This is a genomic window from Ruegeria sp. AB9 (assembly GCF_056542585.1).
The window spans coordinates 419,972-438,081 of the sequence record NZ_JBQGAA010000003.1 but is presented as its reverse complement, the minus strand read 5'-3'; the positions used below and the strand labels follow the sequence as shown (position 1 = coordinate 438,081).

Here is an 18,110-nt window from a genome sequence, read left to right as displayed (position 1 = left end):
GTGGGTCCATTCGGCCCCTTAATTCCCTGCCTGAGACGGGTAAGACCAAAGAATTCTGAGGGTCCCACCCTCGGGCGCATTTTGGCCAATCCCGTAACAACGGACCTGAACGCCGGGGTTTCGACCGCGGCAAATATGAGCCGGGGTGAGATATTGCCCCAAACTTGGAGAGAACTGTGGATAGAGCCCAGAAAGAGAAAGTGGTCGAGGAACTCGGCCAAATCTTCGAAAGCTCTGGCGTCGTAGTGGTTTCGCACTACGCCGGTCTGACAGTTGCCGAGATGCAGGACCTTCGCGCACGTGCTCGTGACGCGGGTGGTGCTGTGCGTGTTGCCAAGAACAGGCTCGCCAAAATCGCCCTCGAGGGTAAGCCGTGTGAAAGCATGGCCGACCTGCTGACAGGGATGACCGTTCTGACCTATTCCGAGGACCCCGTGGCAGCAGCCAAGGTGGCCGAGGACTTCGCCAAGGATAACAAGAATTTTGAGATTCTTGGCGGTGCAATGGGTGAGAACGCTCTGGACCGCAAAGGCGTCGAAACAGTTTCGAAAATGCCGTCTCGCGAGGAGCTTATTGCTTCGATCGTGGGCTGCATTGGCGCACCTGCTTCGAACATCGCCGGCGCGATTGGCGCACCTGCAAGCAACATCGCAAGCATCCTTTCCACCATCGAAGAGAAGGCGGAAGCTGCGTAAGCGGTTGGCACTGAATGATCTGCGTGGGGCACTTGCCCTGACGTTGGAACACACACTGTAAACGGAAAGAGCTGATAAAATGGCTGATCTGAAAGCACTCGCAGAAAGCATCGTGGGTCTGACCCTGCTGGAAGCACAAGAACTGAAAACCATCCTCAAAGACGAATACGGCATCGAGCCCGCAGCTGGCGGCGCCGTAATGGTCGCAGCCGGTGGCGACGCCGGTGGCGCAGCTGAGGAAGAAAAAACCGAATTCGACGTCGTTCTGAAGAACGCCGGCGCTTCGAAAATCAACGTGATCAAAGAAGTTCGCGGCATCACCGGTCTGGGCCTGAAAGAAGCCAAGGAACTGGTCGAAGCCGGCGGCAAGATCAAAGAAGGCGTGGACAAAGCAGAAGCAGAAGACGTCAAAGCCAAGCTGGAAGCAGCTGGCGCCGAAGTCGAGCTGGCCTAAGCTTAGTCTCAGGTGCATCGCAGATGCGCCGAAAAATTTGGCTGGGTCCGGAGAAATCCGGGTCCAGCCGAACCTGTCTTAGAAAGGGCCTCAACATGTGGGGCGTTTTCTAAGACACGGTTTTCGGATCGGGAGGCCGCCTTCGGGACGGTGGCCATGAATTGATCCGGACGTGTTGTCTCGATTGTGCAAGATGCCGGGGCCCGACGGTGTCTTTGCCCGCTGAGAACATCGAAAGGTGACATCTGACATGGCTCAAACGTTCCTTGGCCAGAAACGTCTTCGTAAATATTACGGCAAAATCCGCGAAGTGCTGGAAATGCCGAACCTTATTGAGGTCCAAAAATCTTCTTATGATCTTTTCCTGCGCTCCGGCGATGCAGAGCAGCCCACTGACGGCGAAGGCATCAAAGGCGTGTTCCAATCGGTTTTCCCGATCAAGGATTTCAACGAAACTTCCGTTCTGGAGTTCGTGAAATACGATCTGGAAAAGCCGAAATACGACGTCGAAGAGTGCATGCAGCGCGATATGACCTACAGCGCGCCGCTGAAGGTTACCCTGCGTCTGATCGTGTTTGATGTCGATGAGGACACCGGCGCAAAATCGGTAAAAGACATCAAGGAACAGGATGTCTTCATGGGCGACATGCCTTTGATGACGCCGAACGGTACCTTTGTCGTGAACGGCACCGAGCGCGTGATCGTATCCCAGATGCACCGTTCGCCCGGTGTTTTCTTTGACCACGACAAGGGTAAGACCCATTCCTCGGGCAAGCTGCTGTTTGCCTGCCGCATCATCCCGTATCGCGGCAGCTGGCTGGACTTTGAGTTCGACGCCAAAGACATCGTATTTGCCCGTATCGACCGCCGTCGCAAACTGCCTGTGACCACCCTGCTTTATGCTCTGGGTCTGGACCAGGAAGCGATCATGGACGCGTATTACAACACCGTGTCCTACAAGCTGGACAAGAAGAAGGGCTGGGTTACCCCGTTCTTCCCTGAACGTGTGCGTGGTACCCGTCCGACCTATGATCTGGTTGACGCCAAATCCGGTGAAGTGATTGCTGAAGCAGGCAAAAAAGTCACGCCGCGCGCGGTCAAGAAATTGATCGACGAAGGCACCGTCACCGACCTGCTGGTTCCGTTCGATCATATCGTTGGAAAGTTTGTCGCCAAAGACATGATCAACGAAGAAAACGGCGCGATCTATGTCGAAGCCGGTGATGAGTTGACGCTGGAATACGACAAAGACGGCGACCTGATTGGTGGCACCGTGAAAGAACTGATCGATGCGGGTATCACCGACATCCCGGTTCTGGACATCGACAACGTCAATGTCGGCCCCTACATGCGCAACACCATGGCTCAGGACAAGAACCTGAACCGTGAAAGCGCGCTGATGGACATCTATCGTGTGATGCGTCCAGGTGAGCCGCCCACCGTCGAGGCTGCGTCGGCCCTGTTCGACACGCTGTTCTTCGACAGCGAGCGTTATGACCTGTCCGCCGTTGGTCGCGTGAAGATGAACATGCGTCTGGCTCTGGATGCGCCTGACACCCTGCGCACTCTGCGTCGCGAAGACATCGTGGCCTGCATCAAGGCGTTGGTGGAACTGCGTGACGGCAAAGGCGACGTGGACGATATCGACCACCTCGGCAACCGTCGTGTGCGTTCGGTCGGCGAACTGATGGAAAACCAGTACCGCGTCGGTCTGCTGCGCATGGAGCGCGCGATCAAAGAGCGTATGTCGTCGGTTGAGATCGACACCGTCATGCCGCAGGATCTGATCAACGCGAAACCGGCTGCGGCTGCTGTTCGCGAATTCTTCGGCTCGTCGCAGCTGTCGCAGTTCATGGACCAGACCAACCCGCTGTCGGAAGTCACCCACAAACGCCGCCTCTCGGCGCTTGGCCCCGGTGGTCTGACGCGTGAGCGTGCGGGCTTTGAGGTGCGCGACGTACACCCGACCCACTATGGCCGGATGTGTCCGATTGAAACGCCGGAAGGCCCGAACATCGGTCTGATCAACTCGCTGGCCACCTTCGCCCGCGTGAATAAGTATGGCTTCATCGAAACACCCTACCGCGTTGTCAAAGACGCCGAGGTGACCGACGAGGTCCACTACATGTCCGCGACCGAGGAAATGCGCCACACCGTGGCGCAGGCGAACGCGACTCTGGATGCCGATGGCAAGTTCATCAACGATCTGGTTTCGACCCGTCAGGCCGGTGACTACACTCTCGCCCCGCGTGAGAATGTGGACCTGATCGACGTATCTCCGAAACAGCTGGTATCAGTAGCTGCGTCGCTGATCCCGTTCCTTGAAAATGACGACGCCAACCGCGCTCTGATGGGCTCGAACATGCAACGTCAGGCGGTTCCGCTGCTACGCGCCGAAGCGCCGCTGGTCGGTACCGGGATCGAAGAAAAGGTTGCGATCGACTCGGGCGCTGCGATTCAGGCGAAACGCGCTGGTATCATCGACCAGGTCGATGCCCAGCGTATCGTTATCCGCGCCACCGAAGATCTGGAACTGGGCGACGCTGGCGTTGACATCTATCGTCTGCGCAAGTTCCAGCGTTCGAACCAGAACACCTGCATCAACCAACGTCCGCTGATCAAGGTGGGTGACACCGTCCAGAAGGGCGAGGTCATTGCCGACGGTCCGTCGACCGATATGGGTGAACTGGCTCTGGGTAAGAACGTGGTCGTCGCGTTCATGCCGTGGAACGGTTACAACTACGAAGACTCGATCCTGATCTCGGAACGTATCGCGCGTGATGACGTCTTCACCTCGGTTCATATCGAGGAGTTTGAAGTCGCCGCCCGTGACACCAAGCTGGGCCCGGAAGAGATCACCCGCGACATTCCGAACGTCGGTGAAGAAGCGCTGCGCAACCTCGACGAGGCCGGCATCGTTTACATCGGTGCGGATGTTGAGCCGGGCGATATTCTGGTCGGCAAGATCACTCCGAAGGGCGAAAGCCCGATGACCCCGGAAGAAAAGCTGCTGCGCGCCATCTTTGGCGAAAAAGCATCTGACGTGCGCGACACCTCGCTGCGCGTGAAGCCGGGCGATTACGGTACGGTCGTCGAGGTCCGTGTCTTCAACCGTCACGGCGTCGAGAAAGACGAGCGTGCGCTGCAGATCGAGCGTGAGGAAGTCGAACGTCTGGCCCGTGACCGGGACGACGAGCTGGCGATCCTGGACCGCAACATCTATGCGCGTCTGCAAGGCCTGATCCTGGGTAAAACCGCTGTCAAAGGCCCGAAAGGCGTCAAGGCAGGGTCGGTGATCACCGAGGAGCTGCTGGAAACCCTGACCCGTGGTCAGTGGTGGCAGCTGGCGCTGGAAGGTGAGCAGGACGCACAGATCGTAGAGGCTCTGAACGAGCAATACGAAGTGCAAAAGCGTGCTCTGGACGCCCGTTTTGAAGACAAGGTCGAGAAAGTTCGTCGTGGCGACGATCTGCCCCCGGGTGTGATGAAGATGGTCAAAGTCTTCATCGCCGTGAAGCGCAAGCTGCAGCCGGGCGACAAGATGGCCGGTCGTCACGGGAACAAAGGTGTGATCTCCAAGGTTGTTCCGATGGAAGACATGCCGTTCCTGGCCGATGGTACGCCGGTTGACTTCTGTCTGAACCCGCTGGGTGTGCCTTCGCGTATGAACGTTGGTCAGATCCTTGAAACCCACATGGGTTGGGCCGCACGCGGTCTGGGTCTGAATATCGACGACGCACTGGGTGAATACCGCCGTTCCGGCGACCTGACCCCGGTTCGCGAAGCGATGAAGCTGGCCTATGGCGAAGATGTCTACGAAGAAGGCATCACCGGTCTGGACGAGGACGGCCTGATCGAGGCCGCGGGCAATGTGACCCGCGGTGTTCCGATCGCAACCCCGGTCTTCGACGGTGCCAAAGAGGCTGACGTCAACGACGCGCTGGTGCGTGCGGGCTTCTCGGAAAGCGGTCAGTCGGTTCTGTTCGACGGTCGTACCGGTGAGCAATTCGCACGTCCGGTGACCGTAGGAATCAAGTACCTGCTGAAACTGCACCACCTTGTGGACGACAAGATCCACGCGCGTTCGACCGGGCCGTACAGCCTGGTGACCCAGCAGCCGCTGGGTGGTAAGGCGCAGTTCGGTGGTCAGCGCTTTGGTGAGATGGAAGTCTGGGCTCTGGAAGCTTACGGCGCCGCCTACACCCTGCAGGAGATGCTCACCGTGAAATCGGATGACGTCGCCGGCCGGACCAAGGTCTATGAGTCGATCGTCAAGGGCGAGGATAACTTTGAAGCGGGCGTACCGGAATCGTTCAACGTTCTGGTGAAAGAAGTCCGTGGCCTCGGCCTGAATATGGAACTCCTGGATGCGGAGGTGGATGAGTGACGCAGATGCGTGCTCTCAAAGTGATCGTGAGCACCGCGGTGATTTTGGTTGTAGGAGCTGCAAGCTTCTTTGCCGGAAAAGCCGCGGGCTCAACTTCGATGGAAGTGAACCTGTTGGTTGATCACAATGAGAGTGTCGATGGCCGTATGGCGATCTACGAAACATCAAAATGGGATGGCTTCGAAGTCGCTTCGGCAATCTGTGCAACACAATCTGAACTGAACCGCTTCACCCATACGTATGCATACATTGGCACTGGACTGCACGTGACGTTCTCGTGCGATGAGCCTGGAAAGGATACCTGATGAACCAGGAAATCACCAACAACCCGTTCAACCCGCTGACGCCCCCTAAGGTTTTCGACGAGATCAAGGTCTCGCTGGCGTCGCCCGAGCGGATCCTGTCTTGGTCCTATGGCGAGATCAAGAAACCCGAAACCATCAACTACCGGACGTTCAAGCCTGAACGTGACGGCCTGTTCTGCGCGCGTATCTTTGGACCGATCAAAGATTACGAATGTCTGTGCGGCAAGTATAAGCGGATGAAGTATCGCGGCGTTGTCTGCGAGAAATGCGGTGTGGAAGTCACCCTGCAGAAAGTCCGGCGTGAGCGTATGGGCCACATTGAACTGGCCGCGCCTGTTGCGCATATCTGGTTCCTGAAATCGCTGCCGTCCCGCATCGGTTTGATGCTGGACATGACGCTGCGTGATCTGGAACGTGTTCTATACTTTGAAAACTATGTCGTTATCGAGCCCGGTCTGACCGATCTGACCTACGGCCAGATGCTGACCGAAGAAGAGTACATGGACGCGCAGGATGCCTATGGCATGGACGCGTTCACCGCGAATATCGGTGCCGAAGCCATCCGTGAGATGCTGGCCCAGATCGATCTGGAAGCCGAAGCCGAGCAGCTGCGCGCTGATCTGGCCGAAGCGACCGGCGAACTGAAGCCCAAGAAGATCATCAAGCGTCTGAAGGTTGTCGAGAGCTTCCTCGAGTCGGGCAACCGGCCCGAGTGGATGGTGATGACCGTGATCCCGGTCATTCCGCCGGAACTGCGTCCGCTGGTTCCGCTGGATGGTGGTCGTTTTGCGACTTCGGATCTGAACGATCTGTATCGCCGCGTCATCAACCGGAACAACCGTCTGAAGCGTCTGATCGAACTGCGCGCGCCTGACATCATCGTCCGCAACGAAAAGCGGATGCTGCAGGAATCCGTTGACGCTCTGTTCGACAACGGCCGTCGTGGCCGCGTGATCACCGGCGCCAACAAGCGTCCGCTGAAATCGCTGTCTGACATGCTGAAAGGTAAGCAGGGTCGCTTCCGTCAGAACCTTCTGGGTAAGCGCGTCGACTTCTCTGGCCGTTCGGTCATCGTGACCGGTCCTGAACTCAAGCTGCACCAGTGTGGTCTGCCCAAGAAGATGGCGCTGGAACTGTTCAAGCCGTTCATCTACTCGCGCCTTGAAGCCAAGGGTCTGTCTTCGACTGTTAAGCAGGCGAAGAAACTGGTCGAGAAAGAGCGTCCCGAAGTGTGGGATATCCTCGACGAGGTGATCCGCGAACACCCTGTCATGCTGAACCGTGCGCCAACGCTGCACCGTCTTGGCATTCAGGCGTTCGAGCCGGTCCTGATCGAAGGTAAAGCCATTCAGCTGCACCCGCTGGTCTGTTCGGCCTTTAACGCTGACTTCGACGGTGACCAGATGGCTGTTCACGTCCCGCTGAGCCTTGAGGCGCAGCTGGAAGCGCGTGTTCTGATGATGTCGACGAACAACGTTCTGTCGCCAGCAAACGGCGCGCCGATCATTGTTCCGTCGCAGGATATGATCCTGGGTCTCTACTATGTGACCCTGGAACGCGAAGGCATGCCGGGCGAAGGCAAGGTATTCGGCTCGATCGAAGAAGTTCAGCACGCGCTGGACGCGGGTGAAGTGCATCTGCACACCAAGATCACCGCGCGGATCACGCAGATCGACGACGAAGGCAACGAAGTTCAGAAGCGTTATGAGACCACTCCGGGCCGTCTGCGCCTGGGTGCTCTGCTGCCGATGAACAACAAGGCGCCGTTCGAGCTGGTCAACCGTCTGCTGCGGAAGAAAGAAGTGCAGCAGGTGATCGACACCGTCTACCGTTACTGCGGTCAGAAAGAGTCGGTTATCTTCTGCGACCAGATCATGTCGATGGGCTTCAAAGAGGCGTTCAAGGCAGGCATCTCGTTCGGTAAGGACGACATGGTCATTCCGGATGACAAGTGGGGTATCGTTGATGATACCCGCAGTCAGGTGAAGGATTTTGAACAGCAGTACATGGACGGTCTGATCACTCAGGGCGAAAAGTACAACAAAGTTGTCGATGCCTGGTCGAAGTGTAACGACCGCGTCACCGAGGCGATGATGAGTACAATCTCATCATCGGATCGGGCGGCGGACGGTTCCGAACAGGAACCGAACTCGGTCTACATGATGGCCCACTCCGGTGCGCGTGGCTCGGTCACTCAGATGAAACAGCTGGGCGGTATGCGTGGCCTGATGGCCAAACCGAACGGTGACATCATCGAAACGCCGATCATCTCGAACTTTAAAGAAGGTCTGACCGTTCTCGAGTACTTCAACTCGACCCACGGTGCCCGTAAGGGTCTGTCGGATACCGCTCTTAAGACGGCGAACTCGGGTTACCTGACCCGCCGTCTGGTGGACGTGGCGCAAGACTGTATCGTTCGTGAGATCGACTGTGGCACCGAGCGTGCGATCACTGCCGAAGCAGCCGTGAACGATGGTGAGGTTGTTGCCTCGCTGGCGGAACGTGTGCTGGGCCGTGTGTCTGCCGATGACGTTCTGCGTCCGGGTACGGATGAAGTTCTGGTCGCAGCAGGTCAACTGATCGACGAACGTATGGCCGACACGATCGATGAGGCCGGTGTTGCTTCGATGCGCATCCGTTCGCCTCTGACCTGTGAGTCCGAGGAAGGCGTCTGTGCAACCTGCTACGGTCGTGACCTCGCGCGCGGTACCATGGTGAACACGGGTGAAGCTGTCGGCATCATCGCCGCGCAGTCCATCGGTGAACCGGGCACGCAGCTGACCATGCGGACTTTCCACATCGGTGGTGTTGCACAAGGTGGTCAGCAGTCGTTCCAGGAAGCCAGCCAAGAAGGTGTCGTTTCGTTTGAGAACCCGCAGATTTTGGTGAATGCCGCAGGCGAAAGCCTGGTCATGGGCCGGAACATGAAGCTGGTGATCAAGGACGAGCACGGTGAAGAGCGTGCCAGCCACAAGCTGGGTTACGGCTCCAAGCTGTTCGTCAAGGACGGCACCAAGGTGGCCCGTGGTGACAAGCTGTTCGAATGGGATCCTTACACCCTGCCGATCATCGCCGAGAAAGCCGGTACCGCCAAATATGTCGACCTGGTTTCGGGCCTTGCTGTCCGCGACGAGACCGACGAAGCAACCGGTATGACCCAGAAGATCGTGATCGACTGGCGCGCGGCCCCCAAAGGCAGCGACCTGAAGCCCGAGATCATTCTGGTCGGTGAAGATGGCGAGCCTGTCCGCAACGATGCGGGCAACCCGGTTCACTATCCGATGTCGGTGGATGCGATCCTGTCGGTCGAAGACGGTCAGCAGGTTGAAGCCGGTGACGTTGTTGCGCGTATCCCGCGTGAAGGCGCCAAGACCAAGGACATCACCGGTGGTCTGCCGCGTGTTGCCGAACTGTTCGAGGCCCGTCGTCCGAAAGATCACGCGATCATCGCAGAAGCCGATGGTTACGTGCGTTTTGGCCGCGACTACAAGAACAAGCGCCGCATCAGCATCGAACCGGCTGACGAGTCCATGGAGACCATCGAGTACATGGTGCCCAAGGGCAAGCACATCCCAGTCGCCGAAGGGGACTTCATCCAGAAGGGTGAATACCTGATGGATGGTAACCCGGCTCCGCATGACATCCTGTCCATCATGGGTGTCGAAGCGCTGGCGGATTACATGATCGACGAGGTGCAGGACGTCTATCGTCTGCAGGGCGTGAAGATCAACGACAAGCATATCGAGGTCATCGTGCGCCAGATGCTGCAGAAGTGGGAGATCCTGGATTCAGGCGACACCACCCTGCTGAAAGGCGAGCATGTCGACAAGCAGGAGTTCGACGCGGCCAACGAGAAGACCATCGCACGCGGCGGTCGTCCGGCACTGGGCGAGCCGATCCTCTTGGGGATCACCAAAGCCTCGCTGCAGACGCGTTCGTTCATCTCGGCGGCGTCGTTCCAGGAAACCACTCGTGTGCTGACCGAAGCTTCGGTTCAGGGCAAGAAAGACAAACTGGTTGGTCTGAAAGAGAACGTCATCGTTGGCCGTCTGATCCCTGCCGGTACCGGTGGCGCAACTCAGTCTGTTCGTCACATCGCGCAGTCGCGTGACAACGTGGTGATCGAAGCCCGCCGGGAAGAGGCCGAAGCCGCCGCTGCGCTGGCTGCTCCGATCCTCGACGATGACATGGTCGGAGACGAGCTGGACGTTCTGGTGGAAACACCAGAAAGCCGCGAGTAATCACCTGATCCAGAAGACACGGAAGGCCCCGCGATTTCGCGGGGTCTTTTTTTTTGTTGCTGACGACGGGGAGGGGTAGCCTGATCTGGGCGGCCAGAATGCGGGCTTCGATCTGAGTGTCGATGCTTGCGGTTCCACAAGCTGTCAATTAGCTCTGCTATGTTATTTTCTTATGATTTTGGGCTGACCCATGGGCACCGAAAACAATTCCTTCGAGGATCGCGTTGCGCGGATCAAACAGCGCTCGGAAGAGGTTAAACGCAATGAGCCCCCGCCCAGAACCGAGAGTATCTGGCAACGTCTGGCCTATCCCGGTTCGTTTCTGGGGGCTTTTTTACTGGGTATTCTGGCTATCTTCCTGACCCGCTACATTCAGTATCAATCAATCGGAGTTCCCGGCCACAGCCAAGTTGATACACAGGACTTCGTCAGTCTGGGCCTTGCGGGCGTGGCCGGTGTGATGGTGATGCTCTTTCTGAAAGGCAAAATGCGAGAGTTCGCCAGCTCGCTGACGCTTGGCGCGTTTTTAACCATCCTGACCTATCACAATCTCGTGTGGAAATACCCTGCGTTTTTCGAGCATGTATACGGAGAAGATTGGGTGGAATATGTCCAGGACATAACCGAGCCTTCCAGCCTGAACTGGTTCGGCACCATCATTCCCTTCGGATAACGGTCAGTCAAACAGTTAACGCGATATTGACATCTTTTCCGCGATCTCTGCCTATTAGGGGCATCGCCCAGACCGGAGTGCCGGCAATATGACCCCGAATACCAAAGGCGCTTTGCTGATGATGGGCAGCATGGCAGCGTTTACCCTGAATGACACGTTGGTCAAGGTAGCCTTGCAAGAGCTGCCCTTGTTTCAACTGGTGGCCATGCGGGGATTTTTGGCCGTCATTCTGGTTTTCATGCTTGCCCGATATCTGGGCGCGCTGCACCTGAACTTTTCTCGTCACGACAAATGGCTCATTGCGTTGCGCAGTCTGACCGAGCTGTCAGCGACCTTCTTCTTCCTGACCGCCCTAAAGAACATGCCCCTTGCTAATGTGACGGCCATTTTGCAAGCGCTGCCATTGACAGTAACCCTTGGGGCGGCATTGTTCTTTTCCGAGCACATTGGTTGGCGGCGCATCCTGGCAATTGCCGTCGGATTTGTCGGTATGGTTCTGATCGTTCGACCTGGCCCGGACGGGTTCAGCATGTACTCAGTTTATGCTTTGATTGCTGTCGCCTCGATTACGGTTCGGGACCTCGTTACCCGACGAATGTCGGCGGATGTGCCGTCCATGGTTGTGACACTTGCGACATCAGGGTCGATTGCTCTGGCGGCGGCGATTGCATCGGTGTTCGAAGGGTGGGTTCCGGTCTCGACCTTGGCCGGCTCTCTGGTTGCAGCCGCTGCGGTGTTTGTTCTGATGGGGTATCTGTTCAGTGTTATGGTCATGCGTCAGGGGGATGTCGGATTTGTCGCGCCGTTTCGGTATTCCAGCCTCATCTGGGCACTTGGGCTTGGCTGGGCAGTATTCGAGGAATGGCCCGATACCCTGACAATGCTGGGTGCTTCGCTGATTGTGGGCGCCGGACTGTTCACGTTGTTCCGCGAACGCGCACGTCAGGGCACCGCGTGAACCCGTTTGACGACGGCTTGATCTATGGCGAATTGAGACAAGAACTCCTCCGTTTGCCGTAGCGTAAGAGGGTCTAGTTCGACATTGGTGTTTCTGGTGCGCGGTGAGTCATTAAACCGGTTCAGGCCCCGCACCCACATCGGCGTGTCCGGGCGAGTGACAACAGGCATAGCTCTGTTGATCTTGTTGTGGGTGAAATTCATGATCGATTTCTGGGTGCCGCCCCGAACATACATTCCTAGACCGGCAGTCATTAATGGCCGATACACACGGGCGGCCTGAATACCTTCGGCATCGGCTCTGGCCAGGTAACCGCAATTAAAATCAATGCCGACCAGGGCACGGTTTTGAAACAACTCGGCGCAATCCCCAACGCATCCTCGCAACCGTTCAACGAAATTCACAGATACAGCATCATCGTCATCATGGCGAAATTGCAAGCAGGGCTGATCCGGATTGACTCGAGCCAAGTTCAGGACGTCCTGCATGACTTTTCTGTGTCGCCCCGGAGGCTTCGTAACAATTTGAACCTGTTTCAGGTCGGCCGTCAGATCGTGAAGGCGGGAGAATGCCGGTTTGGGCAGGCAGTCGCCGACCACGACAAGCAATTGAAAATCTTCGTCGGATTGTTTTCTGAAACCCGGCAGGGCGATGGTTTCGAACAAGCGAAACCGCTCTTCCAACCTGTCGTTTCGGTACAGAAACTGCCGTCTTTCTTCGACAGATTCGTGTGTCGTCTGAAACCCGCCGATTGCGGGATAGGAAAACCGGCATAGACCAATGACCTGCATCTGCTCAGTTCGCAACATGTGTAACTTGGAAGGTGCCCGGATCAATCGAGAACCGCACCCGCAAATCTTCCGCCTGCTTTGGCGTAAAAGGCAATAATTCACGTGTATCCCTGCGCGCGTGGTCGGAATCATTGAACTCATGCAGCATTCGAACCCACATCGGCGCGTCGGGATAGCTGACCACGGGCATGAACCGGGCTAACCTGTTGTGCAGCCGGTCAAAGATAGTCCGCCTGCTGCTTCCTTGAACATACATACCCAAGCCAACGCCCAGCAGCGACCGATAGACCTGAGCAGCCTGAATTCCGCGGGCTTCGCGTCGGGCGATGTAACCTTGGTTAAAGTCTATGCCGACAGACTCGCTTTGCTGCATCAGTCCCGCATTCTCGTGAACGGCAGCGCGAAGGCTTTCGATGAAATCAACAGAAACGGCGTCGTCGTCATCATGTCGAAACTGTACGCAGGGCTGGCGCGGATCGGTACGTGCAGTGTTCATCACCTCTCGTATAATACATTTATGACCTGCAGGGTCTTTTTCGATGATACGGATTTGTTTGATCCCGGCGGTTAGATCCCGCAACCGTTCCGCATAGGCCCTGGGCAGGCAGGTTCCTGTTAAGACCAAAAGCTCAAAAGCCTCGTCTGTCTGGGTGCGAAAGCCGGGCAGGGTGATGGCTTCAAACAGGCGAAAGCGTTCTTCCAGCCTGTCATCGGCGTAAAGAATTCGCCTTTGGTTTTCGATTGTTTCGTGGCTCAGCCGAAAGCCGCCAATCGCGGGATATGAAAAGCGGCACAGGCCAATTACTTGCATCTGTCATCCATCGGCGGGTACTCAACGCAACTATGCCCCCGCCATGAGTTGGTCGCAACAGGGGTATGGCGTTTCTTGAGGCAATCCGTTACGCCCCAAATCATGCCCGCCTGAAGCCGTCGGCACAGTGCTGTTGACACTTGGGCCGACTCCCCCTATTACGCGCGTCATCTCGGTGCCGGGGGCCGCCCCGTAGCCGATTCCAGTAATGAACTGGTCAAGGCCCGGACAATTTTGCAGTTCGCGCCCTCTGAGAAACAACCGCGACGTTCACCTCGGAATGGGAGCGCTCGTGGGTTTTGCGCTTGTGGACGCATGAGCGCAGCGAATTTAGCCGCACGCAGCCCGCGTGCATGTCATGTGTGTTGCAAAACGGGGAAAGAACCGGAATGCCAACTATTCAACAGCTGATCCGCAAACCGCGGCAGCCTAAAGTAAAACGCTCGAAGTCCATGCACCTGGAGCAGTGCCCGCAGAAACGCGGCGTCTGCACCCGCGTGTACACCACCACACCGAAGAAGCCGAACTCGGCTATGCGTAAGGTTGCCAAGGTGCGCCTGACCAACGGGTTCGAGGTCATCTCGTACATCCCCGGTGAAAGCCACAACCTGCAGGAACACTCGGTTGTTCTGATCCGTGGCGGCCGTGTAAAAGACCTTCCCGGTGTGCGTTACCACATCCTGCGCGGTGTTCTGGATACTCAGGGCGTCAAAGACCGTAAGCAGCGTCGTTCGAAATACGGCGCGAAGCGTCCCAAGTAAGAAGGAGAGGCTGATATGTCACGTCGTCACGCCGCCGAAAAACGCGAAGTCCTGCCTGACGCCAAGTTTGGCGATAAGGTACTGACCAAATTCATGAACAACCTGATGATCGACGGCAAGAAGTCGGTCGCAGAGCGCATCGTTTACAACGCGTTTGACCGCGTTGAGAACAAGGTAAAACGCGCTCCTGTCGAAGTGTTCCACGAAGCTCTCGACAACATCAAACCGTCGGTCGAGGTTCGCTCGCGCCGGGTTGGTGGTGCAACCTATCAGGTTCCGGTCGAAGTGCGCCCCGAGCGCCGCGAAGCACTGGCCATCCGCTGGCTGATCACCGCTGCGCGTGGCCGCAACGAAAACACCATGGAAGAGCGCCTTGCCGGCGAACTGCTGGACGCTGTACAGTCCCGTGGTACCGCCGTGAAGAAGCGCGAAGACACCCACAAGATGGCCGAGGCGAACAAAGCCTTCAGCCACTACCGTTGGTAATTCCAGAGGCTTATCAAAATGGCACGCGAATATACACTCAACCATTACCGTAACTTCGGTATCATGGCGCATATCGACGCAGGTAAGACCACCTGCTCGGAACGCATCCTGTATTACACCGGCAAATCCCACAACATCGGTGAGGTGCACGATGGTGCAGCCACCATGGACTGGATGGAGCAGGAGCAGGAACGCGGTATCACCATCACTTCGGCTGCGACCACCACTTTCTGGGAACGCACCGAAGACGGTCAGACTGCTGACTCGCCCAAGCACCGCCTGAACATCATCGACACCCCCGGCCACGTTGACTTCACCATCGAAGTTGAGCGTTCGCTGGCGGTTCTCGACGGTGCTGTTTGCGTTTTGGACGCAAACGCCGGTGTTGAGCCTCAGACCGAAACCGTGTGGCGTCAGGCTGACCGCTACAAGGTTCCGCGCATGGTTTTCGTCAACAAGATGGACAAGATCGGCGCAGACTTCTTCAACTGCGTTCGCATGATCGAAGACCGCACCGGTGCTCGTGCTGTTCCGGTTGGTATTCCGATCGGCGCAGAATCCGAGCTGGAAGGTCTTGTTGATCTGGTCACCATGGAAGAATGGCTGTGGCAGGGCGAAGACCTGGGCGCAAGCTGGGTCAAAGCACCGATCCGCGACAGCCTGAAAGACATGGCTGACGAATGGCGCGGCAAGATGATCGAAGCGGCCGTCGAAATGGACGACGACGCAATGATGGAATACCTGGAAGGCAATGAGCCCGACGTTCCGACCCTGCGCAAACTGCTGCGCAAAGGCACTCTGGAAATCGCGTTCGTTCCGGTTCTGGGTGGTTCTGCGTTCAAGAACAAAGGTGTTCAGCCGCTGCTCAACGCTGTGATCGACTATCTGCCCAGCCCGCTGGACGTTGTTGATTACATGGGCTTCAAACCCGGCGACGAAGACGAAGTTCGTGACATTGCGCGTCGTGCCGACGACAACATGGCCTTCTCGGGTCTGGCGTTCAAAATCATGAACGACCCCTTCGTTGGTTCGCTGACCTTCACCCGGATCTACTCGGGCACCATGAACAAGGGTGACTCGATCCTGAACTCGACCAAAGGTAAGAAAGAGCGCATCGGTCGTATGATGATGATGCACTCGAACAACCGGGAAGAGATCGAAGAAGCGTTTGCAGGCGACATCATCGCGCTGGCGGGTCTGAAAGACACCACCACCGGTGACACTCTGTGCGACGCGAAGGATCCGGTGGTTCTGGAAACCATGACCTTCCCCGATCCGGTGATCGAGATCGCGGTAGAGCCCAAAACCAAGGGCGACCAAGAGAAAATGTCCCAGGGTCTGGCCCGTCTGGCCGCCGAAGACCCGTCCTTCCGTGTGGAAACTGACCTGGAATCGGGTCAGACCATCATGAAGGGCATGGGCGAACTTCACCTGGACATCCTGGTTGACCGTCTGAAGCGTGAGTTCAAGGTTGAAGCGAACATCGGTGCTCCGCAGGTGGCCTATCGTGAAACCATCTCGATGCCGGTCGAGCACACCTACACCCACAAGAAACAGTCGGGTGGTTCGGGTCAGTTCGGTGAGGTCAAGCTCGAGATCACTCCGACCGAGCCAGGCGAAGGTTATTCCTTTGAGTCCCGCATCGTTGGTGGTGCCGTTCCGAAGGAATACATCCCGGGTGTTGAGAAAGGCATCCAGTCCGTCATGGACAGCGGCCCTCTGGCTGGCTTCCCCGTGATCGACTTCAAGGTTGCTCTGCTGGACGGTAAGTTCCACGACGTTGACTCGAGCGTTCTGGCGTTCGAAATCGCAGCCCGTATGTGTATGCGTGAAGGCATGCGCAAAGCTGGCGCGAAGCTGCTGGAACCGATCATGAAGGTCGAAGTGATCACCCCGGAAGAATACACCGGCGGTATCATCGGTGACCTGACCTCGCGTCGTGGCCAGGTGTCTGGACAAGAGCCGCGCGGCAACGCGATCGCGATCGACGCGTTCGTCCCGCTGGCGAACATGTTCGGCTACATCAACACTCTGCGTTCGATGTCGTCGGGCCGTGCCCAGTTCACCATGCAGTTCGACCACTACGATCCGGTTCCGCAGAACATCTCGGACGAGATTCAGGCGAAATACGCATAAGCGAAGATTTGAGGGAGCTCCGGTCAGGGGCTCCCTTCATTACCGAAAAAGGAGGCCATCATGGCAAAGGAAAAGTTTGAGCGTACAAAACCGCACGTCAACATCGGCACGATTGGCCACGTTGACCATGGTAAAACGACGCTGACCGCAGCAATCACCAAGTATTTCGGTGACTTCAAAGCGTATGACCAGATTGACGGCGCGCCTGAAGAAAAAGCACGTGGCATCACCATCTCGACCGCCCACGTGGAATACGAGACCGACAACCGCCACTATGCGCATGTCGACTGCCCCGGCCACGCCGACTACGTCAAGAACATGATCACCGGTGCTGCCCAGATGGACGGCGCGATCCTGGTTGTGAACGCCGCTGACGGCCCGATGCCGCAGACGCGCGAGCACATCCTGCTGGGCCGCCAGGTTGGCATCCCGAAGATGGTCGTGTTCATGAACAAAGTTGACCAGGTTGACGACGAAGAGCTGCTGGAACTGGTGGAAATGGAAATCCGCGAGCTGCTGTCTTCGTATGAATATCCCGGCGACGATATTCCGATCATCGCAGGGTCGGCTCTGGCCGCGATGGAAGGCAACAACCCGGAAATCGGCGAAGAGAAAATCAAGGAACTGATGGCGGCTGTTGATGAGTACATCGACACGCCTGAGCGCGCTGTTGACCAGCCGTTCCTGATGCCGATCGAAGACGTGTTCTCGATCTCGGGCCGTGGTACCGTTGTGACCGGTCGTGTCGAGCGTGGCGTGATCAACGTTGGCGACGAGATTGAAATCGTCGGCATCCGCGACACTTCGAAAACCACCTGCACCGGCGTTGAAATGTTCCGCAAGCTGCTGGACCGCGGTGAAGCGGGCGACAACATCGGCGCGCTGCTGCGTGGTGTTGACCGTGACGGCGTTGAGCGTGGCCAGGTTCTGTGTAAGCCGGGTTCGGTTACACCGCACACCAAGTTCGAAGCCGAAGCCTATATCCTGACCAAGGAAGAAGGCGGCCGTCACACCCCGTTCTTCGCGAACTACCGTCCGCAGTTCTACTTCCGTACAACTGACGTGACCGGCACCGTGACCCTGGCCGAAGGCACCGAGATGGTCATGCCCGGCGACAACGTGTCGTTCGGCGTTGAGCTGATCGCACCGATCGCGATGGAGCAGGGCCTGCGCTTCGCCATCCGCGAAGGCGGCCGCACCGTCGGCGCCGGCGTCGTGTCGAAGATTGTTGAATAACAACGTCGCAAGACGTTGTTAGCGGTGGGCGGCAGTTGCTCCGCAGGAGCAATGAGAGCCCACACCGTCGAACTAAAGAAGGCCGTCCCACATCGGGGCGGCCTTTTCTGTGAAGTGTCATGTTACTTGCATTTCGTGTTTCGAATGCCGACTGTGCCTCGAAACAACTTAAAGAA

Annotated in this window: 13 protein-coding genes; 11 read left to right on the top strand and 2 right to left on the bottom strand. The window is 57.2% G+C overall.

What is annotated here, in order from left to right:
- The first annotated feature begins 176 nt into the window (after window positions 1–176).
- From rplJ to ACR0K5_RS11270, 7 genes are all read left to right on the top strand, one after another.
- A complete protein-coding gene (gene rplJ, locus ACR0K5_RS11300; RefSeq protein ID WP_010441181.1) occupies window positions 177–695 on the top strand; it encodes a 50S ribosomal protein L10 in 519 nt (172 codons plus the stop codon).
- A gap of 79 nt (window positions 696–774) precedes the next feature.
- Window positions 775–1,149 carry a 50S ribosomal protein L7/L12 gene (rplL, locus tag ACR0K5_RS11295; protein ID WP_170446876.1) on the top strand — a complete coding sequence of 125 codons (375 nt, stop codon included), beginning with the start codon at window positions 775–777 and terminating at the stop codon, window positions 1,147–1,149.
- Between the two features lie 250 nt (window positions 1,150–1,399).
- Entirely contained in the window at window positions 1,400–5,536 is a 4,137-nt protein-coding gene (gene rpoB / locus ACR0K5_RS11290) for a DNA-directed RNA polymerase subunit beta (protein ID WP_480629750.1), read from the top strand.
- Complete coding sequence (locus tag ACR0K5_RS11285; protein ID WP_480629749.1) at window positions 5,533–5,841, top strand: hypothetical protein; 309 nt, start codon at window positions 5,533–5,535, stop codon at window positions 5,839–5,841. Before rpoB ends, ACR0K5_RS11285 begins: the two co-directional genes overlap by 4 nt.
- Window positions 5,841–10,082 (top strand): DNA-directed RNA polymerase subunit beta', encoded by a 4,242-nt coding sequence (gene rpoC, locus ACR0K5_RS11280; RefSeq protein ID WP_480629748.1) that lies wholly within the window; start codon window positions 5,841–5,843, stop codon window positions 10,080–10,082. Before ACR0K5_RS11285 ends, rpoC begins: the two co-directional genes overlap by 1 nt.
- 190 nt (window positions 10,083–10,272) lie before the next feature.
- The gene (locus ACR0K5_RS11275) at window positions 10,273–10,755 is read left to right on the top strand and encodes a hypothetical protein (RefSeq protein ID WP_480629747.1); all 483 of its coding nucleotides are present in this window, start codon (window positions 10,273–10,275) and stop codon (window positions 10,753–10,755) included.
- An 88-nt stretch (window positions 10,756–10,843) separates the two neighbouring features.
- Window positions 10,844–11,713, top strand: a complete 870-nt coding sequence (locus tag ACR0K5_RS11270) for a DMT family transporter (RefSeq protein WP_480629746.1) — start codon at window positions 10,844–10,846, stop codon at window positions 11,711–11,713.
- Here the strand turns inward: ACR0K5_RS11270 and ACR0K5_RS11265 are convergent.
- Window positions 11,698–12,504: a putative rhamnosyl transferase gene (locus ACR0K5_RS11265; protein ID WP_480629797.1), complete on the bottom strand. Its 807-nt coding sequence runs from the start codon at window positions 12,502–12,504 to the stop codon at window positions 11,698–11,700. The two genes, ACR0K5_RS11270 and ACR0K5_RS11265, sit on opposite strands and share 16 nt — an antisense overlap.
- A gap of 4 nt (window positions 12,505–12,508) precedes the next feature.
- A complete protein-coding gene (locus ACR0K5_RS11260) occupies window positions 12,509–13,315 on the bottom strand; it encodes a putative rhamnosyl transferase (protein WP_480629745.1) in 807 nt (268 codons plus the stop codon).
- A 389-nt stretch (window positions 13,316–13,704) separates the two neighbouring features.
- On the opposite strand from ACR0K5_RS11260, the gene rpsL reads away from it, so the two are divergent.
- From rpsL to tuf, 4 genes are read left to right on the top strand one after another with little or no spacing between them, the layout of a single operon-like run.
- The gene (gene rpsL / locus ACR0K5_RS11255; RefSeq protein ID WP_005621086.1) at window positions 13,705–14,076 is read left to right on the top strand and encodes a 30S ribosomal protein S12; all 372 of its coding nucleotides are present in this window, start codon (window positions 13,705–13,707) and stop codon (window positions 14,074–14,076) included.
- A gap of 15 nt (window positions 14,077–14,091) precedes the next feature.
- The gene (gene rpsG / locus ACR0K5_RS11250; protein WP_010441203.1) at window positions 14,092–14,562 is read left to right on the top strand and encodes a 30S ribosomal protein S7; all 471 of its coding nucleotides are present in this window, start codon (window positions 14,092–14,094) and stop codon (window positions 14,560–14,562) included.
- 18 nt (window positions 14,563–14,580) lie between these two features.
- Window positions 14,581–16,698 (top strand): elongation factor G, encoded by a 2,118-nt coding sequence (gene fusA, locus ACR0K5_RS11245; RefSeq protein ID WP_480629744.1) that lies wholly within the window; start codon window positions 14,581–14,583, stop codon window positions 16,696–16,698.
- A 60-nt stretch (window positions 16,699–16,758) separates the two neighbouring features.
- Window positions 16,759–17,934: an elongation factor Tu gene (gene tuf / locus ACR0K5_RS11240; protein ID WP_480629502.1), complete on the top strand. Its 1,176-nt coding sequence runs from the start codon at window positions 16,759–16,761 to the stop codon at window positions 17,932–17,934.
- Window positions 17,935–18,110: the final 176 nt, after the last annotated feature.